26 protein-coding genes, 1 tRNA gene and 1 pseudogene are annotated in these 21,038 nt (G+C 63.0%); 23 read left to right on the top strand and 5 right to left on the bottom strand.

Annotation, left to right across the window (positions count from 1 at the left end):
- The first annotated feature begins 201 nt into the window (after positions 1 to 201).
- From WA965_RS06380 to WA965_RS06325, 12 genes are all read left to right on the top strand, one after another.
- Positions 202 to 1,338, top strand: coding sequence for a site-specific integrase (locus WA965_RS06380; RefSeq protein WP_526296016.1), 1,137 nt, complete (start codon positions 202 to 204; stop codon positions 1,336 to 1,338).
- A gap of 6 nt (positions 1,339 to 1,344) precedes the next feature.
- Positions 1,345 to 1,476 carry a hypothetical protein gene (locus WA965_RS06375; RefSeq protein WP_526296018.1) on the top strand — a complete coding sequence of 44 codons (132 nt, stop codon included), beginning with the start codon at positions 1,345 to 1,347 and terminating at the stop codon, positions 1,474 to 1,476.
- 218 nt (positions 1,477 to 1,694) lie between these two features.
- Positions 1,695 to 1,904 (top strand): helix-turn-helix domain-containing protein, encoded by a 210-nt coding sequence (locus WA965_RS06370; protein WP_526296020.1) that lies wholly within the window; start codon positions 1,695 to 1,697, stop codon positions 1,902 to 1,904.
- The gene (locus tag WA965_RS06365; protein WP_526296022.1) at positions 1,904 to 2,359 is read left to right on the top strand and encodes a hypothetical protein; all 456 of its coding nucleotides are present in this window, start codon (positions 1,904 to 1,906) and stop codon (positions 2,357 to 2,359) included. The genes WA965_RS06370 and WA965_RS06365 overlap by 1 nt, the downstream gene beginning before the upstream one ends.
- Positions 2,356 to 2,574: a hypothetical protein gene (locus WA965_RS06360; protein WP_526296024.1), complete on the top strand. Its 219-nt coding sequence runs from the start codon at positions 2,356 to 2,358 to the stop codon at positions 2,572 to 2,574. Before WA965_RS06365 ends, WA965_RS06360 begins: the two co-directional genes overlap by 4 nt.
- Positions 2,571 to 3,326 carry a hypothetical protein gene (locus WA965_RS06355; protein WP_526296026.1) on the top strand — a complete coding sequence of 252 codons (756 nt, stop codon included), beginning with the start codon at positions 2,571 to 2,573 and terminating at the stop codon, positions 3,324 to 3,326. The genes WA965_RS06360 and WA965_RS06355 overlap by 4 nt, the downstream gene beginning before the upstream one ends.
- Positions 3,327 to 3,531: 205 nt before the next feature.
- Positions 3,532 to 3,726: a hypothetical protein gene (locus WA965_RS06350; RefSeq protein WP_526296028.1), complete on the top strand. Its 195-nt coding sequence runs from the start codon at positions 3,532 to 3,534 to the stop codon at positions 3,724 to 3,726.
- Positions 3,719 to 3,919 carry a hypothetical protein gene (locus WA965_RS06345; RefSeq protein ID WP_526296030.1) on the top strand — a complete coding sequence of 67 codons (201 nt, stop codon included), beginning with the start codon at positions 3,719 to 3,721 and terminating at the stop codon, positions 3,917 to 3,919. Before WA965_RS06350 ends, WA965_RS06345 begins: the two co-directional genes overlap by 8 nt.
- A 216-nt stretch (positions 3,920 to 4,135) precedes the next feature.
- A complete protein-coding gene (locus WA965_RS06340; RefSeq protein ID WP_526296032.1) occupies positions 4,136 to 4,516 on the top strand; it encodes a hypothetical protein in 381 nt (126 codons plus the stop codon).
- Positions 4,517 to 5,574: 1,058 nt separating this feature from the next.
- On the top strand, positions 5,575 to 6,675 hold the full coding sequence (locus tag WA965_RS06335) for a hypothetical protein (protein WP_526296034.1): 1,101 nt from the start codon (positions 5,575 to 5,577) through the stop codon (positions 6,673 to 6,675).
- Between the two features lie 81 nt (positions 6,676 to 6,756).
- Positions 6,757 to 8,562 carry a hypothetical protein gene (locus WA965_RS06330; protein WP_526447243.1) on the top strand — a complete coding sequence of 602 codons (1,806 nt, stop codon included), beginning with the start codon at positions 6,757 to 6,759 and terminating at the stop codon, positions 8,560 to 8,562.
- A gap of 116 nt (positions 8,563 to 8,678) precedes the next feature.
- The gene (locus tag WA965_RS06325) at positions 8,679 to 8,960 is read left to right on the top strand and encodes an HNH endonuclease (RefSeq protein ID WP_526296038.1); all 282 of its coding nucleotides are present in this window, start codon (positions 8,679 to 8,681) and stop codon (positions 8,958 to 8,960) included.
- Positions 8,961 to 9,008: 48 nt separating this feature from the next.
- Here the strand turns inward: WA965_RS06325 and WA965_RS06320 are convergent, their stop codons facing one another.
- Positions 9,009 to 9,554, bottom strand: a complete 546-nt coding sequence (locus tag WA965_RS06320) for a hypothetical protein (protein WP_526296039.1) — start codon at positions 9,552 to 9,554, stop codon at positions 9,009 to 9,011.
- Positions 9,555 to 9,792: 238 nt separating this feature from the next.
- Here WA965_RS06320 and WA965_RS06315 point away from each other — a divergent pair, with 238 nt between their 5' ends.
- The 8 genes from WA965_RS06315 to WA965_RS06280 all read left to right on the top strand — a co-directional run bounded on the left by WA965_RS06315 (position 9,793) and on the right by WA965_RS06280 (position 15,967).
- Positions 9,793 to 10,146: a hypothetical protein gene (locus WA965_RS06315; RefSeq protein WP_526296041.1), complete on the top strand. Its 354-nt coding sequence runs from the start codon at positions 9,793 to 9,795 to the stop codon at positions 10,144 to 10,146.
- A complete protein-coding gene (locus WA965_RS06310) occupies positions 10,147 to 11,622 on the top strand; it encodes a terminase TerL endonuclease subunit (RefSeq protein WP_526296043.1) in 1,476 nt (491 codons plus the stop codon).
- Positions 11,623 to 11,636: 14 nt separating this feature from the next.
- Positions 11,637 to 12,791, top strand: a complete 1,155-nt coding sequence (locus WA965_RS06305) for a phage portal protein (protein ID WP_526296045.1) — start codon at positions 11,637 to 11,639, stop codon at positions 12,789 to 12,791.
- On the top strand, positions 12,784 to 13,347 hold the full coding sequence (locus WA965_RS06300) for an HK97 family phage prohead protease (protein ID WP_526296047.1): 564 nt from the start codon (positions 12,784 to 12,786) through the stop codon (positions 13,345 to 13,347). The genes WA965_RS06305 and WA965_RS06300 overlap by 8 nt, the downstream gene beginning before the upstream one ends.
- Entirely contained in the window at positions 13,313 to 14,551 is a 1,239-nt protein-coding gene (locus WA965_RS06295; RefSeq protein ID WP_526296049.1) for a phage major capsid protein, read from the top strand. The genes WA965_RS06300 and WA965_RS06295 overlap by 35 nt, the downstream gene beginning before the upstream one ends.
- A gap of 136 nt (positions 14,552 to 14,687) precedes the next feature.
- Positions 14,688 to 15,227 carry a hypothetical protein gene (locus tag WA965_RS06290; RefSeq protein ID WP_526296051.1) on the top strand — a complete coding sequence of 180 codons (540 nt, stop codon included), beginning with the start codon at positions 14,688 to 14,690 and terminating at the stop codon, positions 15,225 to 15,227.
- A gap of 147 nt (positions 15,228 to 15,374) precedes the next feature.
- Complete coding sequence (locus tag WA965_RS06285; protein WP_526296053.1) at positions 15,375 to 15,644, top strand: hypothetical protein; 270 nt, start codon at positions 15,375 to 15,377, stop codon at positions 15,642 to 15,644.
- Positions 15,641 to 15,967, top strand: a complete 327-nt coding sequence (locus WA965_RS06280; RefSeq protein WP_526296055.1) for a hypothetical protein — start codon at positions 15,641 to 15,643, stop codon at positions 15,965 to 15,967. The genes WA965_RS06285 and WA965_RS06280 overlap by 4 nt, the downstream gene beginning before the upstream one ends.
- 70 nt (positions 15,968 to 16,037) lie before the next feature.
- On the opposite strand, the gene WA965_RS06275 is transcribed toward WA965_RS06280, so the two are convergent.
- Positions 16,038 to 16,286 (bottom strand): hypothetical protein, encoded by a 249-nt coding sequence (locus WA965_RS06275; RefSeq protein WP_526296057.1) that lies wholly within the window; start codon positions 16,284 to 16,286, stop codon positions 16,038 to 16,040.
- Positions 16,287 to 16,446: 160 nt separating this feature from the next.
- On the opposite strand from WA965_RS06275, the gene WA965_RS06270 reads away from it, so the two are divergent.
- Entirely contained in the window at positions 16,447 to 17,415 is a 969-nt protein-coding gene (locus WA965_RS06270) for a hypothetical protein (RefSeq protein WP_526296059.1), read from the top strand.
- 61 nt (positions 17,416 to 17,476) lie between these two features.
- Here the strand turns inward: WA965_RS06270 and WA965_RS06265 are convergent.
- A tRNA-His gene (locus WA965_RS06265) sits at positions 17,477 to 17,549 on the bottom strand.
- Positions 17,550 to 17,577: 28 nt separating this feature from the next.
- Positions 17,578 to 18,225: an oligoribonuclease gene (gene orn / locus WA965_RS06260; protein WP_526296061.1), complete on the bottom strand. Its 648-nt coding sequence runs from the start codon at positions 18,223 to 18,225 to the stop codon at positions 17,578 to 17,580.
- 81 nt (positions 18,226 to 18,306) lie between these two features.
- Between orn and WA965_RS06255 the strand changes: the two genes are divergently transcribed.
- On the top strand, positions 18,307 to 19,896 hold the full coding sequence (locus WA965_RS06255) for a helicase HerA-like domain-containing protein (protein WP_526296063.1): 1,590 nt from the start codon (positions 18,307 to 18,309) through the stop codon (positions 19,894 to 19,896).
- Positions 19,897 to 19,969: 73 nt separating this feature from the next.
- Here WA965_RS06255 and cmrA read toward each other — a convergent pair whose 3' ends face one another.
- Positions 19,970 to 20,776 (bottom strand): mycolate reductase, encoded by an 807-nt coding sequence (gene cmrA / locus WA965_RS06250; RefSeq protein WP_526296065.1) that lies wholly within the window; start codon positions 20,774 to 20,776, stop codon positions 19,970 to 19,972.
- Between the two features lie 25 nt (positions 20,777 to 20,801).
- On the opposite strand from cmrA, the pseudogene WA965_RS06245 reads away from it, so the two are divergent.
- A pseudogene (locus WA965_RS06245) lies at positions 20,802 to 21,038 on the top strand (MFS transporter); the annotation flags it as partial.

Here is a 21,038-nt window from a genome sequence, read left to right as displayed (position 1 = left end):
TTCGCCGTCGTGGGGTGGCTGACGGGACTTGAACCCGCGACCCCCAGGATCACAACCTGCCGGTAAAAACGGTATATATGCGCAGCTCAGAGCATGTTTTTGGGGTTAATATCTGCAACCTTAGAGTGGACATAAGTACCGGTAAATACCCACGTCAAGACGCTATAGCGTTGCGTTAGCGTTGCGCTATGCTGCAACCTTATGGCCGCTAAGAAGACCGCCAAGAGGCGTTCGTGGGGCACTCTGCGCACTATGAGGAACGGTCGCGTCCAGGCGTCCTACGTCCACACAGACGGCCGGCGCTACTACGCACTGCACACCTACGGCGCCAAGATCGACGCCGAAGGCTGGCTGGCCAACGAACGCAAGCTGATAGAGCTAGGGGAGTGGACGCCGCCCGAGGCGCGCGCGAAGCTCCAGCAGATGAAGGGCGTCACCCTGCGGGAGTACGCCGCGCAGTGGATGGAATATCGCGACCTCACGCCGAAGACACGTCATCTGTACAACCGCCTGCTCGACACCCGAATACTGCCCGACCTCGGAGACGAGATCCTGAGAGCAGTCACACCCGCCCGCGTTCGGGCATGGTGGGTCGATCTCGGTAGGAAGCTGAAGACTCCGACGAGTAACACGCAGGCATACCAACTTCTCAAGGCTATCTACAGCACCGCCATCGAGGACAAGGCCGTGGTGGAGAACCCGTGTCAGATCAAAGCGGCCGGAAAGCCACCGAAGCCGCGGGACGTGAAGCCTCTGACGCCCGCTGAGTTGGTGAAGGTGGCGGAGTCAGCGCCAGCGGCCTACCGGGCAGCGGTGGCGGTGTCCGCGTGGTGCGGACTGCGCTTCGGTGAACTCATCGAACTTCGGCGCAAGGATGTCCACGACACCGATGGCCTGATGGTGCTCAAGATTCGGCGGGCGGCGACCCTCGTGGGAAATGACCTCGTGGTCGGCCGTCCCAAAACCGACGCCGGTATTCGTGATGTGACCGTGCCGCCGCATGTCGCAGAACTGCTTCGCGTGCACTTGCAGACGTACACCGGCAAGTCGGCGGATGCGTTCGTGTTCACGACCACGCGGGGGGAGCGACTGTCCGCGACGGCGTTCAGGAAGTCCGTGAAGGCGGGTTGTGCCAGTGTCGGCAAGCCCGATATGAGGATTCACGACCTACGACACGTCGGCGCCACGCTGGCCGCGCAGGCGGGGGCGACGACCAAAGAACTCATGAGTCGGTTGGGGCACACCACGCCGGGCATGGCGATGAGGTATCAGATTGCCGCCCAAGAGCGTGACGCCAAGATCGCCGAGGCGATGTCCGCGTTGGTGAACGTGGACTAGAACACGGTGTTCTTCTACAGCGAGAACGACAAGCGCAACCCCGTCCCGCTGCTGCTCGACGAGTACTCCCTGCGGCACGACGCCAAGAACATCGTGTTCTTCCACCCGCGACGCGTCCCACCACCACCGCCGGGGTGATCCTGCGCGCGCTGGTCAACCTCGAGGCCGACCCGCTTCAAGTTCGACGGTGACGGCTATTTCCTCAAGTCCGCCGCCGAGAAGTGCTAGGCAGCATCAGCAACCTTGTTCTCCCACGTCAGTGGGCAGCAGTCGCGCGTAAAGAGGCCTCGCGCTGGCGGTGATGACCGTTTGTAGTGACCTTTGTACTGTCGGGTGCGGTTGGTAGAAAACCGCTTATGTCAACAACCATCCTTCCGAGGGACTTCGAGTCCCTCCCCGCCCGCCTCAGTATTCAGCAGGCAGCCGCCGCATTCGGCCTGTCTCCCAAGACCATCCGACGATGGATCGCCGAAGGGCGTATCCGGGCCTACCGCCTGGGGTCCAGGACGATCCGCGTTGACCGGGACAGCCTCTTGGCGGTCCAGACGCCGATGGGCGGTGCCTGATGATCTCCTCGTTCTCCGGTGTCCACGACTGGCACCCGTCGCTGCTGATCGACACCGACGCCGATGACTACTGCGCCGACCGGATCATCGACAACATCGAGTCCGGCCGGTGCCCGCGGTGCGAACGTGCTTTACCTGAAATGCCGGAGTTCCCCGCCGGGTCGCGGATCACGAAGTGCCGGTCGATCCCGATCTGTGGACCCTGCGGCAGCGATGAATTCCACCAGGCCCTCGACCTCATGAGTGGTGTGGGGTACGGGATCTCAGCGGCCAGCGAGTGGCCGCTCGACGTCGACGAGATCGAGGAACGTCGTGCCCACTACGAATCAGAGATGCAACCGGCGGTGCTCACCCTCGGCGACGCCGGTGACCACATCCTCACCGAGGACGGTGTCGCCCCGGTCGTGAACCCGTGCGACACGGGCGGCTGGGCGCAGTTCGGCGGTGTCTCGTGACTGATGACGGACTCGTCTTCTCGCCGGTCATCCGACAAATGACCGACCTCTACAAGCAGGCCGACCGTGCCGCGCAGAAGTTCCTCACCCTGCGAAGGCTCACCGAACGCGAGGCGGCACACGGTGTTGCCCTTGCCAGGGACCTCAGTTTCCGATTCGACACCGTGAGGGCGTACCTCGCCGACGACGATCTGGACGGCGGCGAGGAAAGTTGACCGCAGCACACCGCGCCCGCGCTGCCCGGGAGATCGAGTTTCGCCGGAACCGGCTGCGGGACAGCCCCACCGAGCTCGCCCGCCTCTTCGGCGAAGCCGTCGAGGACCGGTCGGACATCATCGATTGGTCACGCTACGCACATGGTGACCCCGAGCCGGAAGAGCTTCCCGAACGTCCCGACCAGCGCGTCACGGTTGACCCCACGATCGCGGGTCATGAGACCGCGGTCGCACGCGAATTCGTCACCCCGCGACGGGCAGCGGTTGACGACTGGAGCGGCGAAGCGGGCGACCAGCCGGACCTCTCGCCCTTCTACGGCTGGGGCCATCATGGCGAAATCTGGCTCGACGAAACCGACGGCGATTGGGTCGATTCAGGTACCCGCCATCGGACGAAGAAAGCCATCCGCGCCCAGGTCGAAATCTGTGATTGTGAGTGGCCGCTCCCGATACGGCGGCAGTGGTCGGCATGTGAATTCGGTGGCCAGCGAGCGTGGCGTAGCACCAACCCCGCCATGGAGTCGGTACTCGATGACGACCCGTTGCTGTACCGGGTAATGCCGTGGTTATGGACCTTCTGCCGGTGTAATGGCTGTCTCGATGTCCCTCGTGTCGTGGGACGACCACCGGAGCGGTGTACCAAGTGCAGCCAGGATGCAAAGAACTCCCAACGGCGGCGTTCATATGCTTTGAAGAGTGTTATTGAACTGTTACCGGAATCGGCCGGAAAAAGGGGCGTTTTCGTACCTTAAATTACCGTACTTATAGAGGGGCTTTACCTTCGCTATTTTTTTCACTTCTAACCGTGTGCAATCGCTGAGAGGTTGACAACAAATGTACTTATGCAAACGCGGCGCCCACGATATTCGTGGGTCGCTCGACAAACTTCCTGATGGCTCATGCCGCGAATGTGACCGCGACCGCCAGCGTGGCTATCGCGAACGCCGAAAGGTGGCGATGAGCCTCCTCAAGCGAATGGAAGCCGCCGGCATCCGTGAAATCGATCTCAAGAAAACCGATGGTTTCGCGATAGGCCTGCAATGGGCACTAACCGCCGACGATGACGAATTACGAAGACTGGAACGCGAACATCCAGCGCTTATCGGAAAGCTGAAGCGCAAGCTCGACCGAATCGAGGCTGGTCGTGACTGACGCGCATGACGTATCGATACACGCTTTGCAGGCTTATGCCGATGGTGATCTTACCTTCGATCAATTCGAGCGCGTAATGGCGCTGGCGAATCTCTGGGGTCAGGGTGTGCAGAAACCTACTATCGACCAGATCGAGGCGCGGATATCGGAAATGCGGACCGCGGCTGCGTTCATCAGTGCGGCGCCGGAATGAGGACGACGGTAACGACTACACGCAGCAATCCGGTCCAAGTCGCGAGGCGGCGTGCCGGCGGTGCCCAGGTTATTCAGGGCCGAAGCTACGTGATGCTCAGTCACGATGAGGTTAAAGAACTCATCGTGGCATTGCAGGAATTGATAGATGAAGATTGCCCGAGGGCAGAAAAGATGACCGAGAATGACCAACGGCCCTAAAACCGAGGCCCAGTAAATGGGCAAGCACACGTGGAATCGGATGACCGATGAAGAACCTGGAGCAGTTCACATGCACAGCTTCTGGCTAGCCCGCGCGAACGACACAGACCTAAAGCCGCTCTGGCTACGTGTCGTCGCCCTGGCCTACGGCGCCCAGAAGATGAACGGCCACGCGCATTACGGCAAAGGGTGGATTGCCGAGTTCTTCGGCAAGTCGCCCTCGGCGGTGTGCAACGCGATCGCCGATGCAATCAGGTATGGGATGCTCGATCCGGCGTCGAATAGCCGATGTCTGGTAGTCCCCGAGCAGGTCCGCGGCGGCAAGGGCAGCGCCTATGACCGATGCCCTGAGCACTGGGAGCAACCTAAACCGAACTTGCGGTTGCTTCATGAATAGTGTGTAACTAGAGGCAGTTCTTACACCCCAGCGATAAATCTTGTTTACGCAGCTATGAAATAGCAGCGCTCTGACCTGCAAGGGCGCATTTTGCTCTATGACTATATCTAAAGCGATACCCACAGCGGACAGACAATACGCCCGACGATGACCGGCGATCCCTCCGAAGAAACTTGAGTAGGGCGCGCGTAGCGCACGCAAGCTCACTTCTCCCAGAGGGGGTGGGCACCCAACCCTTTCGACTTCTCGGGGAGACCCGTTCTCCGGCTGTACGCCGAGGCGCCGAACTTCGGCGGGTAGGCGATCCGCCGACCCCGGGGAAACCCGTCTCTGATTCGTCCCGCCGACCATCAGCCGGCGAACGGCTTAACGCTGGTATATCAAGGCGGATTTCAGCGCCTCTGACTCGCTCTGCCGGTGGGTTTCTACGCAGTCATGTTCCGCGGCCCGGAGATTCCTGCTGAGTCGGCCGGAATCGCCCCTCCTAACCGATAGCCCATGAACCTAATCGACGAACTGCTTGCCCTCCCCGGTGAGGAACTACAACTCCTGCTCGACGACGTCGCCGCCGCAACCGGCAGGCGTGCTCGCAGGACCGCCCTTATCCGGTGCTACCCATCAATCCCACGAGGACCAATGAACACCGAACGGACCACACGTTGACCTTCGCCCACGGTACCGCCGAGATCGTCGCCACTGGCCGGCGTTTCGTCCGCATCCGCTGCCCCCACTGCAACTACGAGCACGCCCACTCCAAAGCTTCTGCCGGCTCCCGAGAGGTGCTGGCGCCGTGCTCGACGCCGTATCGACCTCGGTCCTACGCAATCCCCAAAAACTAGACCTCGGATGACTGGGTTTCTGGCAAGTCTCCCCGGTCATCCGACAACCGCCGCGCCCGCCCCGACACGCCTTCCTTCGTGGCCGGAGCGGGAATGACCCCCAGGGTTGGGGCAAGTTCTCCTCGAAGTGCCAACGTCTGCTGCCGCTAACGCGCGCGACGTTTCGGGCTGAGGACCGCGGCGGTCCCAATCTTTCTATCTGACAGGACAACTGAATAAGTGCCAAACGTAGACGTCACCGTTCATGCCAGGCTTGGCGCCCAGGCCCTACGCAAGTCGGAGCTGGAGTTACAGGCCAGAATGTCGAAGTTGGGCCGTGAGAGCGGGCAAGACTTCGGCTCCCAATTCGCTGCCGGTGCAAAGAAATCGAGCCGAGAGTTCACCTCAGCGCTCGACGACAACACTTCGGCGTTGGGGCGAATCCGCGAAGCGGAGCAGCGACTAGCGCGCACACTCCGTGACGGCACCCGGGCGGACGCGATCCGCGATACCAACCGGCTGGCGAAAGCGCACCGCGACGCCGCCACTGAGGTAGACCGCCTGGCCGATGCCCAGAGGGCACTGCACTCCGCCACCCGAGGCGGCGACGGTGGGCCGGCAGGTTCCATCACCCGCACCGGCGCCGCTATCGGTGGTCTCGGCCGGATCGCCACCCCGGCAGCCCTAGCCGCGATCGTGCCGATGTTAATCGACCTCACCGGTGTAGCGGCGTCTGCGACCCAGAGCTTGCTGCTGTTGCCGGCCGCCCTCGGTGCCGTGGGATCTGCGTTCGGAACGGTGAAGATCGCCACGAGCGGATTCTCTGAAGCCCTTGAGGCTATGGACGATCCCGAGAAGTTCGCCGAAGCCCTACGCAACCTCTCACCCGCCGCAGCGCAAGCAGCCTTGAGCATCCGCGCCATGATGCCCGACCTAGACCGGCTCAAAGCCGCCACGCAGGAACAGTTCTTCGCCGGCGTGGCACCCTCGCTCGACGCCCTCGCCGCGACCACACTGCCGACCGTTCAACGGCTGACAACTGGTGTCGCATCGGCGATCAACACGATGTTCCGCGAACTGACGTCAGCGATCATGACGCCCGCTCTCCAGATGAATCTGTCGGAGTTCGTCGACAACACCGTTCGCGCATTCAGGGAACTCGCCCCGGCGATCTCCCCGCTGACCCAAGCACTCGGTGACCTGATGGCCGCTGGATCATCGGTGCTGCCCGACCTCGCCGCCGGCGCATCCAATGCCGCCGCGGCGTTCGCCGACTGGATTCGTGAAGCAGAGCGCAGCGGAGAACTCGACGAGTGGCTCCGCGACGGCGTCACCACGTAGGGACAGCTCGGGGACATCGCCTACGACGTTGGCCGTGCATTCCTGGCGTTCGCCGAGGACGGCCAAGAAAGCCTGCCGAAGATGGTTGACGCCGTTGACCGGCTTGCCGATTCGATGAGCACCCTGCTGGAGATCGCCGAAGCGGTGGGCAACGCGTTCAAGCTGTTGTACGACCCGATCGCCGGGGTGACCGGATTCGCCCAGCAGCTCGGCCTAATCGATCCTCCGACGGCGCCAACCTCGGCGCCCACGTCCGGATCGCTGCGCGACCTCATGGTGCCCGGCGGCTCCCCCGGCGGATCACCCAACTCGATTACAGGCGCGCTCGACATCCTGCAAGGCACCCCGGGTGCCGGCGGTTCCGCCGGCCGTCCCGATTGGTGGGCCGACATCACGGCACCCACCGGCGCCGGCACCGGCGCAGGGTCCAACAGCCTCACACGGAGCGCCCCGATCTGGGGTCAGACGATCCCCGCCGGCCAAGAGTGGCGGTACGGGCTGAGCGGAGTCACCTCAGCGGCTTCGGGTTACGACTCGTCGTCGGGCGGGACTGGCACAATCGGTTCCGCTACCGGTCCGATGGGAACCGAAGCGCAATTCGCCGAGATCACCCGCATTGCCGAAAGATTCGGTCTGGTCATGACCTCCGGTCTACGCCCCGGCGCCGGCACACCCTCAGGCAACCGGTCCTACCACGCCAGCGGCGAGGCAGGCGACTTCGGAGTTCCCGGTGGTGGCCGCAACGATCCGAGAATGTTGGCCTTCGCCGAATACATGCGCCAGCACTACGGCTCACAACTCGAAGAACTGATCTATCACGGTCCCGGATTCTCCGGTCGTCAGATCAACGATGGGCAGACGGTTCCCGATAGCGTCTACGCCGGCTCTGGTGACCACACCGACCACGTGCACGTCGCGGTTAAGGACATGATCGACGCCGCACGGCCCAAAGCTGGCGACCTCGGCCGACCGTTCACCGGACCTACCCCCGTCGTCGTGGATAGCTTCGGCTCAGGCGCAACATCGACGTTAAGCGGAGCGATGGGCGGGCTAGGTCTCGATCAAGACCTCGGGCTAAGCCGTGGGCTTCCCGGCTTAGTGGAGAACCTCTTTAAGGGTATGTTCTCCGGTCTCCTAGCGCCCCTTAACGCTCAATTCGCTGGTCAACCATCCGGCGGTCTGCTCGGCATGGTCCAGCAGCAGAACGTTGCCGCTGGTCGGTCTCCACTGTTGGGCCGACCGATGCCCGCCCTTAGCCCGCTAAGCCCTACCGGCATCCCCGGCTTAACTCCCGGCTTAGCCGCTAGCCCGCTTAGCCCTGCAATGCCCGGTCCGTTCGGAGCACCGACAGGACCGCCTCCCGGTCCTGCTCAATACGGTCAGCCACCACAAGGCCAGTGGCAGCCCTCCGGTGGCGGCTTCGCCGGTCTCGGCGGTGCACCAATGGGAGCTATCTCCGGTGCGGCATCTGCTGCTGCTAACGCTTTTGCTCCCGGTAGTGGTGCCGGTGTCCAGATGGGCATGGAACTTCTCAACAGAACCGTCGGCTACGGAGGGCAGGTAGCAGGCATCGCCGCCGGCGGGCTTCTAGAGACGTTCGGCCTCTCTGGGTCTGCACTTGGTGATCCTTCTCAGAGTTGGATCGGCAAGGTGCTGAGCGGTTTCGCCGGTGCCCGGCCGGCCGAAGCACCTACTGCCGGTAAGACCGAGACCCCGGTTAAGCCCGAGACCAACGCGGGCCAGAAGGCTCAAGAAGCATTCGGCAACAACAACCACGGCGGTCCGACTGTTCATATCGAGCACTTCACTCAGGCGGAGAACCGTAACGGTCAGCAGGCCGCGCAAGACCTAGCTTTCCGCGCCTATCAATCAGCCGGCGGGCGTTAACCACATTGAGAGGTAACCACATTGGATATTGACCACTACGCGTTCATTGCCAGCATCCTCACCGACGAAGAGATCGATGACATGATGTTCGCCGCGTTCGCCGAGGGGTACCCCGAGTGATCCGACGTCCCTGTCTGAGTTGCAATGGTTGGGCAATCCCCGGCGGTTCACGCTGCCGGGGATGCCATCGCCGGCAGCGGCAGGAAACCTACGACCATCCGCTCTACCGTGCATTGCCCAGGCCCACCGGGCGGTGCCGACTGCGCATCCTCTGCGACGGCGCCCCTGCGACGTCGTGGCATCACGTCCTACCACTGGCTAAAGGCGGTGGGCACCAACGGTCCAACGTCGTGCCGGCCTGCATCCCGTGCAACAGCAGCATTCGTGACCGGACATAGCTATACAGGTGGACCAACCGGGCGTGCATCAGTGTTGGCTGGAGGCAGTCAGTTCCGGTCTGCCGGGTAGCCAGTCACGCAACGACCACGCTTGACCCACAGCGCTTTCATCTGGCCACTGTTGGACCCGTACTCCAGGAAGCCGATGTGGACTGTCGCGGTTCCGTTGCTCCAGGCTTCGAAATTGCCGCCGACCTGTTCGTAGCTGTCGGCCAATGTTTCGCATCGTGTCCAGCCGTTTGCGGGGAAATCCGTGGCTACTTGTTCCCTGATGTACTCCTGATGCCCGGGGTCTTTGCTTTCGTCAACGCTTTGGTAGTAGGACCACTCTTCGGAGTACCAGTCGCGGCCTTCACCGCCTCCCTCGGTGTCGGTCAAGGTCAATCCCTCGGGGAGCGTCAATCCCAGAACTTGGGATTCTGGGGCCGGCGCCTCCGTGGGGGTGGGTGAGGCACTGGCTGAGCGAGAGGCTTCCACCTCTGCCCATTGCTCGTTGATGGCGTCCTGCGCGGCGTTGTCGATGTCGTCGCTGGTGACTACACACCCTGATGTGAACAACGCCGCCAGCGCGGCGATAGCGATACGGAACCTCATCCGGTACTCCCCTCTATTCCGGTGCCAGATTGTAGTCAAAACGCACTGGTCAGAGGCCTGAAAGTTCAAATTCTATCGGCCCAGCTCGACGCCCGGGCCGTTCCGCACGGTTTTAACCACGGCGTATCCGTCGACTGTTTATGCACTCTGACCAGCGTTTATGCATGAACGCACCCTGCCAGCAAACCTTTGTTTCCGCAGGTCGCGAATGTAACGCAACCCCTCCGAAGGACACACAATGACTTCCACAAGCGCTGAGATCCGTGCTGCCCTCATCGAGGCGGTGAACGAATCAGCCGCACTGCGCACCCTGATCGAGGCCGTCCCCGACCAGGTTTCCGCCGCGGTCACGTCGTTTGTTCCGGTCGACACCGGCACGGCTAAGGCCAGTATCGAGGTTAAGGCCCGCCGCACCGCATACAAGCGACTGACGACCCGCCGAATAAAGATTGGCGAGGTCTACTCCGACGACGACCCGGCGAAGATCGGCACCTTGGAGTACGGCCGCGGCGCCAACGACGAGAACGGTCCCACCGAGGAATTCGCCATGTTCCGCAAGGGCGCGGCTCTGATCGACGGCACGGATCTGTAAGTGGCGGTTGCCGGCAACGCCCGGGCGAAGTTCGCAGATCTCACCGAGGGACCGTGGTTCCGCTGGCGCGAGTCCGACCCCGCTAAGAGGTGTATCCGTTTTATCGAGACTTACTGCCGCTCACCGAAGGGTGTGGGATTCGGTAAGCCGATCAAGCTAGCCCAGTTTCAAAAGGACTGGATTGCTGAGATCCTGAAACCCGGTGTCCGCCAGGCGGTGATGGTGGCCCCGCGCGGTCAGGGCAAGAGCACCTTGCTGGCCGCGATTGCGGTGTGGGCTGTGTTCGACAAGAACCCCACCGGGCAGCCCATCGTCCCGATCTGTGCCACCACGGTCTCCCAAGCAGCCCGATCGGTCTATGACGTGGCGTGCAAGATGATCGCCGCCGAACCCGAGCTGAGTAGCCGCGCCCTGGTCTACACCGCGATCTCCAGCGCCAAGATCGTTGTGGGCTATTCCGGCGGTGAGTGTTTTCCGCTGTCCCACGACGTCGACGGCTTGCAGGGTTTGGACCCCACGATGTTCATTGTTGACGAGATCTCCGATCAGCCGATCGAGGTCTGGGGCGCTGCGGTCATGGCCTCGGGCAAGCGGACTCAGTCCCTTGTGGTGGGTATAGGAACCCCGTCGATGGACAAAGAGCGCTCCGCTTTGTGGCACCTACGCCAGATCTATCTGGAGGGCAGAGCACCCGAGGGGTTCTCGTTTACCGAGTTCTCCGCACCGGACGGCTGCGACATCCACGACGAAGCCATGTGGCGCCTCGCCAATCCCGCCATCGACGAGGGCTATCTGAGTATCGACGCTCTCCGCAACGACGTCGAGATGATGCCCGAATCCCTTTTCCGCACTTACCGCCTCGCCCAGTTCGTCGAGGGCGTGGGGTGTTGGCTCGGTGTTGACGGCCGGCGGGTGTGGCGCGACCTCCAGAGCGACTACCGGATGGTCCCCGGTGCTGATACGTGGGCAGCCGTCGATGTGGGTCTCCGCAGAGATTGCACGGCGGTCGTCGTCGGTCAGCGCCGCCCTGACGGAGTGCTGCACACCACCGCGACGATCTGGAACCCACGCAAAGACGGCGCCATCGACATCTCCGCAGTGATGCAGCATCTCCGCGAACTCGCCACCACGTACAACCTGATCGAGGTCGCGTTCGACCCCCGGCTATTCGAGTTACCCGCAGTGGGTCTCGCCGATGAGGGGCTGCCGATGATCGAGTTCAACCAGTCACCAGAGCGCACCGTGCCGGCCTGTGGCGCCCTCTACGAGGCCGTCATGCGCCGCGAGGTATCCCACGACGGCGCAGCCGATTACGAGCGCCACATCCTCAACGCGATGCCGGCACATACCGATAGAGGTTTCCGACTGACCAAGTCCAAGAGCCGCGGACACATAGACGCGGCTATCGCTCTGATGATGTGCCACGACCGCGCCTCACACCCGGCGAAACCCAAAGCGCCGGCATTCGTCCTTTAACCCTAGGAGACAGATTGTCTTTCCTCACCCGGGCATTCGCTCGCACCCCCGACCCTCCTATCGAAGAACGGGACATGTCCATCGCCGACCCCGGCGTCCTAGCCCTGTTCGGCGGGGCGCCAACCCTTGCCGGCGTCAGCGTCACCGAAACCACCGCGCTGGGACTGTCGGCCGTCTACAGAGCTGTCGCGTTGATCGCGGGGACGTGCGCCACGCTGCCGCTGCGGACGATTCAGGACGCCCCAGGCGGCACCAGGACGCGCGTTCCGTCGTTTCTGGACATGCCAGGTGGTCCCACCGGATTGACCCCCTACGAGTGGACTGAGACGGTTCTGGCGCATCTCCTGCTGCATGGCAATGCCTACCTCGCCCACATCTACGGCGGCGCTGGGCAGCTCGTCGGGTTGCAGCCGATCCATCCGTCAGCGGTGTCAGTCGAACAACTCCGCGACGGCACCCGGCTGTACCGAGTCACCCTCAGCGACGGCAAGACGGCGGTCTTCGACGCCCGGTCTATGACCCATGTTCCCGCGCTGTCCACCGACGGGATCAAGGGAATGTCGCCCATCCACGTCGCGCGCAACTCGCTCGGTGTCTCTATCGCCAGTGAGCGCAGTGCTGCCCGCCTCTTCCAATCGGGCGCGCTGATGTCTGCGATTGCCACAGTCGACGAGGAACTCTCCGAAGAGGATGCCAGGGCCATCAAAGAAGGTCTGGACCGCCGGGCGGCCGGCGAAGCCAACGCCGGCCAGATCGCACTCATCAACCGCAAGGTCAACATTCACCCGTGGAGTGTCTCGCCCGAAGATGCCCAGTGGCTCGAATCGCGGGCTTTCCAAGTGGAAGAGATCGCCCGCTGGTACGGGGTACCTCCCCACCTTCTGGCACAAACGGAGAAGCAGACCTCGTGGGGAACCGGAGTTTCCGAGCAGAACCGCGGCTTCGCCCGATACACATTGGAACCCTGGACCACGAGGATTCAGCAGCGCTTATCGCGGCTACTGCCGCCTAACCGCAAGGCTGAGTTCGACTTCACGGCCTTTGTGCAGCCCGACCCCGAGACCGAGATCCGCTTGCTCATCGAACAAGTCAACGCCGGTCTGATCACCGTCAACGAGGCCCGACGCATCCGCAACATGGCCCCACTACAGGAGACGCCGAGTGAGTGAATCACGCTTCACTGTCGAACTCCGTTCCGAGGTCGCTGGTAACAAACTCAGCGGCTACGGCGCGGTGTTCAATCAGTATGCCGATATGGGTTCCTACCTTGAACAGCTACAGCCCAACGCCTTTGACGCCGTCCTGAGTGATCCGGCTAGCGATGTCCGCTCATTCTGGAACCATGATTCGACGATGCTGCTGGGCCGGCAGTCGTCAGGGACGCTACGGCTCAGCGTGGACAGCCACGGCCTGGCCTTCGAGCTGGACCTACCGAAAACCTCCTACGCCAACGATGTAAGGGAACTCGCCGCCCGCGGTGACCTTACCGGGATGTCCTTCGGATTCATCCCAGGCGAGGAAGTCTGGGGAACCGTGGGCCATCGTGACCTGAGAACTCACGTCTCAGTGGCCAAGCTCATCGAAGTCTCACCCGTAAGTCTGCCGGCCTACCCCGGCACCACAGTCCAACTCCGCTCACTTGAGCAACTCACCACGGACAACACCGTCCGATCCCAAGCCGCCCAGGCCCGTGCCCGGGTACACCTCCCGAGAGGAAATAACTGAATTGCGTACCATCGAAACCATTCTCGCCGAGCAGCGAGCGCTAGTCGACGCCGCCGAGGCTGAGAATCGGGCCATGAGTGACGACGAAGTCACCAAGTACGAAGCGCTGGAAGCCGAACTGCGCTCGGTGCAGCGTACCGCCGAGATCCGTTCCCGGCAGACGGCTTACGAGGCGCCTAACGCCTCGCTCCAGGCCGCGGTGAACGTCGCCACCGTCAAGGAGGACGACAGCCTAGACCGGGCGTTTGAAAGCTACCTGCGCACCGGCAAGCCCAATCAGGACATCCAGGAACTCCGCGCCCAGCAGGTCGGCACCGATTCCGAGGGCGGCTACACCGTCGCGCCCGGGTTCCGTCAAAAGCTCGTCGAGGTTCAGAAGGCGTTCGGCGGCTTGGCAAATGAGGTCGACGTGTTCACCACCGAGAAGGGCGGCACTGTCGAATATCCGTCGCTCGACGACACCGCCAACGCCGGCGGAATTACCGCCGAGGAAGCGGCCTTCGTCGACGGTGCAGACTTGGCATTCGGCACCGTCAACCTTGGGGCGTTCAAGTACACCTCGTCGGGTGCTGGCACCACCACACCGCTTCGCGTGAGCGTGGAGTTGCTCGCCGATTCAGAGTTCGACATCCAGGGGCTTATTGCCCGCAAGCTCGGTGAGCGCATCATGCGCAAGCAGGCGCTCGACTTCGCGGTCGGAACGGGCACCACGTTGCCGTTCGGTATCTGCCACGCCGGGCTGACCCACAACCACGAACTCGCCAGCACCACCGCGATTACCTACGCAGATCTGATGGATCTGGAGGCGACTCTCGATCCGGCGTACGAGCAGAACGCGAAGTGGGTTTTCAACAAAGCAACGTGGACTGCAATCCGCAAGGTCGTTGACGCCGACGGTCGGCCGATCATCTTCGATCAGGCTGCCTCCGGCGCCGGCAAGGCCCCTGAACGGATGCTGCTGGGCTACCCGGTAGTGATCGACCAGAGCTTCCCGAATCCCACTGGAGACTCAACCAATTTCGCCATCCTCGGTGATTTGCGTGAGGCTTACGTCATTCGCCGTGTTGCACCGCTGACGGTCGTCGTCAATCCCTACACGCGGATGAACAACGGCCAGGTGGAGTACGTGGCGTGGGAGCGGGCTGACGGCAACATTCAGAACCGCAAGGCTTACAGCCTGCTCGCCACCGAGGACGTCGCGTAAGGATGACTAGACGCACCATCGCTCAACTCGCTAAGCGTGAGGCTGAGCTGGTAGCCGAACTCTCCGAGGTCCGCGCAGCGATTGCTGCGCGGGCTGGGGAGGTCGACCCGCCACTGAAGCCCAAGCGGGTGAGGTAGTGCCCGAGCAGCTTCTACCGTTCGACGTGGAGCAGTACACGCGCGGCCGACTGTCCCAGACCGACCCCGAAACGACGCGCCTGCTCTCTGCCGCCCTCGCCCGAGCGCGGCGTTACTGCGGTTGGCACGTCTCTCCTGTCATCACGGAGACGATCACTCTCGACGGCCACGGTGATCGATTCCTGCCGCTGCCGACGAAGCGGATTGGCGCTGTCATCGGCATCGACGTCGACGGCGTGCCGATCGATCTATCCGAGGTCCAGCAGCATGGCAGCACCCTTATTCGGTGGATCTGGCCATGCGGCTACGCCAACATCGCAGTCGAGTTCACCCACGGTTACTCCGCGGCCGAGGCAGCCGACTTCCGAGAAGCCGTGCTCCGGATGGTGGATCAGTCAGCGTCAATCGCCGCTGAAGGCGGGACACTGGTGTCAAAGACTGTCGACGATGTCAGCTACCGGTGGGCTTCGGGCCAGGATCTCGACCCCGGCGTTGCCGCCATCCTGGCGCCGTTCCGACGGCTCTGGGCCGCGGTGTAGGCCCATGCCTGGCCCGTTTGGTGGCCGGCGGAGCGATTCGTGGCGCCAGTCGACCTGCGGGTTTATAGCGTCGGTATAGGAATGTTATAGACATCGTTTAGTGTTGGTGAAGTCATGGTTGAGTCGATGGCGATAGGGAGGTGCCCAATGACCGCAATGCTCGATGCCGAGCACGTCTTTGTTGAGTCAGACGACGCTGCTCAGGTGCGGTTTGAGGCACCCCACCCGCACATCCGGTTCGTGAAGATTGTCGACAAGAACGGTGTCATCCACCTCATCCCGTGGGATCACCTCGATGACGCCGAGAAGGCCATCATGACCAACAAAGAACTCTACAAGGACACAATTGAGGGCTTGCGCGCGTTCGAGCGTGGTGAGGGTGTTTCGTCTGACTGGTTGTTTGACGACGACGAGTGACGAAGCCCTCCAAAGTCACGCTAAGCCCCGGTGTTGATGCCTGGCTTCGCAAGGCGAAGGATGCCCCTGCGCTGATCCCTAAGTACAAAAAGGTGCGGAAGGCGATCAGGTTTATGCGCGAGGTCGGCCCCTCGCATCCCGGCTTTGAGACGCATGCCATGAGCAACCTCAAGGGGCCAGAGGGGCGACAGATCTGGAACTCCTACATCGAGAACCACACGCCTGGGGCGTGGCGCATGTATTGGATCTACGGCACTGACGGGGAGGTCTACGTCACCTCAGTAGGTCCGCACGACCATGCGCCGGGCGGAGCGTCTGGCTGATAGTTGGTGGATTGATGGCGCTGCACACTACGCCACCCTCCCGCCTGACCACGCGGACGAGATCGTCGCTCTATCTCGTACTAGAAAGGGCGGAATGCGCCTCGCTGAGCGCGGCGATCAGTTGGCAGACCTCGGCGGCGTCCAACTCGGCGTCACCGACGACGACGCGACGCCGCTCACCGTCGAGGGTTTGCACACCGACGACAGAAACTTCGATGTTCGGTAGCGCCCACACGCGGCCGGTGAACTCGCGGACGGGTTGGCCTGCGCGGTCCTCCCACGGGTAGAGCTGGACGTGGTCAACGGGTGGCTGAATCATGGCGGGGTCTCCCTGGTTAACAGTGGAATGCTGACACCATCGACGCTAGCGGCAGGCCCGTAAATCGCCAATAGTCAGTATTTGCAACATCTTTGGTGCCTTTTGCGGTGTTGATCAAACCTTGACGGTTTCGCGCAAGGGTTGCGCTATATTCCAAGTCGTGCCTGCTCGGAGTAACGACTTCCAAACACTCGTAGCGCTGCTGACGCAGATCCTCGGGGAGGACACCGCGTTGACCGTGACTGAGTCCGCCATGATTCACGACCAGATCCTTGACTGCCCCCGCGAGGTCGATGTGTGCGCGGTCGGCGAGGTGGCGGGGCATAAGGTCGTGGTCGGTGTCGAGTGTCGTACATCGTCGCGCCCGCAGTCGGTTGAGTGGGTCGAGGCGATGAAGGGTAAGCACGATCACCTGGAGACCACTGCGTTGGTCTTGGTCTCGTCAAGTGGCTTCACCAAAAATGCGCTCAAGCTTGCGCAGTTCTACGGCATCAAGGCTGTTGTGCCCGGCGATGTTACCCCCGGCTTCGTGGGCGATGTCGTTAACAAGGTTGAATCCCTTGTTTGCCGAATGGTCGACATCCTGAACGTCACCCGCCTGACTTTGTGGCTGTCGACGCCAGGCGGTGTGGTTTCAGCCGAGGTACCGGCCAACGCAATACTCACGCTCACTGATGGAACCCCGATCGGGGAGGCGCGCGAGCTCGCCGAAATCATCCGGCAGAAAGCGAAGATCAAGCCTGAAGACATGATGGGCGCCAAGGGCACTGAGGACTACTACTCCGTCCTGTTCGGAAATCATGACTCCCTTGAACCAACGGAGTTTATCGAGGGTCAGGTATTTTGCCTACAAGTGAATGAGGAGGACAAGGTTGCTTTCTGGCCTATTGTCGCTGGTCAGATCGTTGGTCAAGCGGGCGTGGTAACAGGAGACGTTGCCCTCGCGCACGGCAGCTACGACTCCGTCGACTATGCCACCGGTGTCGCGGACGTTGGTGATCGATCAGTTCACTTGGTGGTCACGGAGACTGCCGACGGAACGAAGCGTGGCGCGCTCAAGCTCAGGAAGAAGCATCACGATGCGTCCACCATTGTGGCTACGAACAGTGCTGCCGATGAGTTGCAATAAGGGTGCAAGGGGCTTAAGGCAAAGAAAAAGGTCAGGGGCCAAAATGGCCCCTGACCTGCCGGGTGGCTGACGGGACTTGAACCCGCGACCCCCAGGATCACAACCTGGTGCTCTACCAACTGAACTACAGCCACCATTGCCGCGTGCGCGGCGTCGTCGATACTAGCCGTTGGAACCCTCTGGAGCCGAATTGGTCGAGTCTTGCGCTGGGGCCGGTGTCCGAATCTCGGCGGCGACGGCGGCGATATCGCTGGTCGACGGACCGGGCGGTGCCACGAACGCCGTCTGCCGGTAGTACCGCAGCTCGCGGATCGACTCGTGGATGTCGGCCAGCGCTCGATGCGCCAGGCCCTTTTCCGGCTGGCCGAAGTAGATCCGCGGATACCAGCGGCGGCACAGTTCCTTGATCGAGCTCACGTCGATCATCCGGTAGTGCAGGAAGTCGTCCAGCTTGGGCATGTCCCGGGCGATGAACCCGCGGTCCGTCGCGATCGAATTGCCGGCCAACGGCGCGGTCTTGGCCTGCGGAACGTGGGTCCGGACGTAGTCGAGCACCATCGTCTCCGCGGTGGCCACATCGGTGGTCGACGCCCGCACCTCTTCGGTCAACCCGGATTTTTTGTGCATCGTCGCCACCACGTCAACCATCGACGACATCGCGTCGTCGCCGGCGTGGATCACCACGTCGAGGCCATCTCCGAGGATGTTGAGTTCGGAGTCGGTCACCAGCACCGCGATCTCGATGAGCAGGTCGGACTTGAGGTCCAAGCCAGTCATTTCGCAGTCGATCCACACAAGTTCGTCTCGCACAGCGCTCTACAGTAAGCCGTTGCTCAACAAACGGCGCCCGCACCCGTCTACTCGCGGTGCTGTCACAGTAGGGTTCGACGCATGACCACGGAGCAGACAGCTTCTCCCGCGCAGCAGATCGCCGCAGGTTACAACCCAGAAGGGGAAGCGCTGGAACTGGGCGCTGTCGTCGTCGACGGGGTGTGCGATCCGACGGCGCGGGTCCGCATCCCGCTGGCCACCGTGAACCGGCACGGCCTGGTCGCCGGCGCGACCGGCACCGGAAAGACGAAGTCGCTGCAGGTGCTCGCCGAGCAGTTGTCGGCAGCGGGTGTGCCGGTGCTGATGGCCGACGTGAAAGGCGACCTGTCCGGATTGTCCAGGCCGGGTGAGCCAGGCGACAAGATCAGCCAGCGCTCCACCGACACCGGTGACGAGTGGACGCCGACCGCGTACCCGGTGGAGTTCCTGTCGCTGGGCACATCCGGCGTCGGGGTCCCGGTTCGCGCCACGATCACCAGCTTCGGGCCCATTCTCCTGTCGAAGGTGTTGGGGCTCAATCAGACTCAAGAGTCCACGCTGGGTTTGATCTTCCACTGGGCCGACCAGCAGGGGTTGCCGCTGCTGGACCTGAAGGATCTGCGTTCGGTGATCCAATACCTGACCAGCGACGAGGGCAAGCCTCAGCTCAAGGCGCTCGGCGCGGTGTCTACCACCACAGCCGGGGTGATCCTGCGCGCGCTGGTCAACCTCGAGGCCGAAGGTGCCGATACGTTCTTCGGTGAACCGGAACTCGAGCCCGCCGACCTGATGCGACTCGACGCGTCCGGCCGGGGCATCATCACACTGCTGGAACTCGGGGATCAGGCTGCCCGCCCGGTGATGTTCTCCACATTTCTGATGTGGGTGCTCGCCGACCTGTTCACGACGCTTCCCGAGGTGGGCGACGTCGACAAGCCCAAGCTGGTGTTCTTCTTCGACGAAGCCCACCTGTTGTTCACCGACGCCTCCAAGGCGTTCCTGCAGCAGGTCGAGCAGACGGTCAAGCTCATCCGCTCCAAGGGCGTCGGGGTGTTCTTCTGCACTCAGCTGCCGACCGACGTCCCCAACAACGTCCTGAGTCAGCTGGGCGCCCGCGTCCAGCACGCGCTGCGGGCCTTCACCCCTGATGACGAGAAGGCGCTGTCGAAGACGGTACGGACCTACCCGAAAACCGCGGTGTACGACCTGGAGTCGGCGCTGACCTCGTTGGGTATCGGCGAGGCTGTGGTCACCGTGCTGTCCGAGAAGGGCGCGCCCACGCCGGTGGCGTGGACCCGGATGCGGGCACCGCGGTCACTGATGGACACGATCGGCCCCGAGGCCATCGCTGCGGCCGCCGCGACCAGCCCGCTGCAGGCTGAGTACGGACAGACGATCGACCGCGAATCGGCCTACGAGCGGCTGGCCGCCAGACTGGCGCCCCCACCACCGGTGAGTGCGCCCGCTCCCGAGCAGCAACTGCCGCCGCTGCCGGATCCCTTCGATGTGCCCCCGATGCCGGCCCCGGCGCAGCCACCGGAGCCGGGCCTGCTCGACAAGGTGATGGAGAGCCCGGCATTCAAGAGTGCGATGCGCTCGGCGGGCACGGTGATCGGTCGCGAGATCACCCGCAGCATCTTCGGCACGGGCCGTCGCAAGCGCCGCCGCTGACCTCTCGCCGAAACGGTATTCCGTGCGGTTGTGAGGCGAAAGTTCGCGCGGGGATTACAGTTTCGACGGGAGTTCAGTCGCCGCCGAGTTTCTTGTAGACCGCGCCGACGATGGGCGCCACGATCGAGCGCGGGGCGTACCCGCTGGCCGCGGACATCGCCTTGGACGTGACGCCGGGCACGACGCGCATCTTGTTGCGGTCCAGGCCGTCCAGCGACACCTTGGCGGTGTACTCGGTGGAGATCCACAGGAAATCGGGGATCAACCGCTCGACGAGCGACTGCTCGTCGGGGTTGGGCAGCTCGGTGCGGACCGGTCCGGGCGCCAGCACCGTGACGTGGATACCCGCCGATTTCACCTCGCCCCGCAGGGACTCACTGAAGGTGTTCACAAAAGCCTTCGTCGCGGCATAGGTCGCGTTGTTCGGAATCGGCGAGTTGCCGGCCGCCGATCCGGAGATCAGGATGCCGCCGGCGCCCCGTGCCACCATTCCGGGCAGCACCGCCAGCACGAGGTCGTGAACGCCGAACACATTGAGCTGCACCTGCTTGCGTTCCTCGGCCGGGTCCAGCGAGGCCACCGCCCCGAAGGTCGCGGTACCGGCGTTCGCGCACAGGATCGAGATGTGGCGCGTCGCCAGCTCCTCGCACAATCCGTCGCGTCCGGCGGGGTCTGCGAGGTCGACGGCGCGGACTTCGACGGTCACGCCGTACTGCTCGCGCAGCCGATCCGCGAGCGCGGTCAGCACCTCCTCGCGCCGTGCGGTGATGATCAGGTTGTGCCCGCGAGCGGCGAGCTCGACGGCCAGGGCCTCGCCGATGTTCTGCGACGCACCGGTGACGACCGCACGGGCATCCGTGCTGGGAGCGGGTACTGGCATGGGCCGGACTATATCGTGGGCGTTCATGAGCGAGCCGCTGTCTCCGGTCCGGCCGTCGGTGGTCGCTGCCGCACGGTCTCGCGTCCTGGCGTGGGCACTGTGGGACTTCGGTGCGACCGCGGTGAACGCGATCGTGGTGACCTTCGTGTTCTCGGTCTATCTGACCCGGGCCGTCGGCGACGACCTGCCCGGCGACACCAGCCCGGCGAGCTGGCTGGGCCGGGCGCTGGCTCTGGCGGGGTTGGTGGTCGCGCTGCTGGCG

It is taken from the genome of Mycobacterium sp. (assembly GCF_049683935.1).
In the GTDB taxonomy this organism is placed as follows: Bacteria; Actinomycetota; Actinomycetes; order Mycobacteriales; family Mycobacteriaceae; genus Mycobacterium.
Note: the sequence above shows the minus strand (reverse complement) of the source record. Positions and strands in the feature narration are given on the sequence as shown.

Coding starts and splice junctions, on each gene's coding strand:
- WA965_RS06275 (WP_526296057.1), bottom strand. CDS start 16,286: ATGATTCAGCCACCCGTTGACCACGTCCAGCTCTACCCGTGGGAGGAC.
- WA965_RS06370 (WP_526296020.1), top strand. CDS start 1,695: ATGTCAACAACCATCCTTCCGAGGGACTTCGAGTCCCTCCCCGCCCGC.
- WA965_RS06330 (WP_526447243.1), top strand. CDS start 6,757: ATGGTTGACGCCGTTGACCGGCTTGCCGATTCGATGAGCACCCTGCTG.
- WA965_RS06365 (WP_526296022.1), top strand. CDS start 1,904: ATGATCTCCTCGTTCTCCGGTGTCCACGACTGGCACCCGTCGCTGCTG.
- WA965_RS06320 (WP_526296039.1), bottom strand. CDS start 9,554: ATGAGGTTCCGTATCGCTATCGCCGCGCTGGCGGCGTTGTTCACATCA.
- WA965_RS06350 (WP_526296028.1), top strand. CDS start 3,532: ATGAGCCTCCTCAAGCGAATGGAAGCCGCCGGCATCCGTGAAATCGAT.
- WA965_RS06380 (WP_526296016.1), top strand. CDS start 202: ATGGCCGCTAAGAAGACCGCCAAGAGGCGTTCGTGGGGCACTCTGCGC.
- cmrA (WP_526296065.1), bottom strand. CDS start 20,776: ATGCCAGTACCCGCTCCCAGCACGGATGCCCGTGCGGTCGTCACCGGT.
- WA965_RS06255 (WP_526296063.1), top strand. CDS start 18,307: ATGACCACGGAGCAGACAGCTTCTCCCGCGCAGCAGATCGCCGCAGGT.
- WA965_RS06285 (WP_526296053.1), top strand. CDS start 15,375: ATGACCGCAATGCTCGATGCCGAGCACGTCTTTGTTGAGTCAGACGAC.
- WA965_RS06315 (WP_526296041.1), top strand. CDS start 9,793: ATGACTTCCACAAGCGCTGAGATCCGTGCTGCCCTCATCGAGGCGGTG.
- WA965_RS06340 (WP_526296032.1), top strand. CDS start 4,136: ATGGGCAAGCACACGTGGAATCGGATGACCGATGAAGAACCTGGAGCA.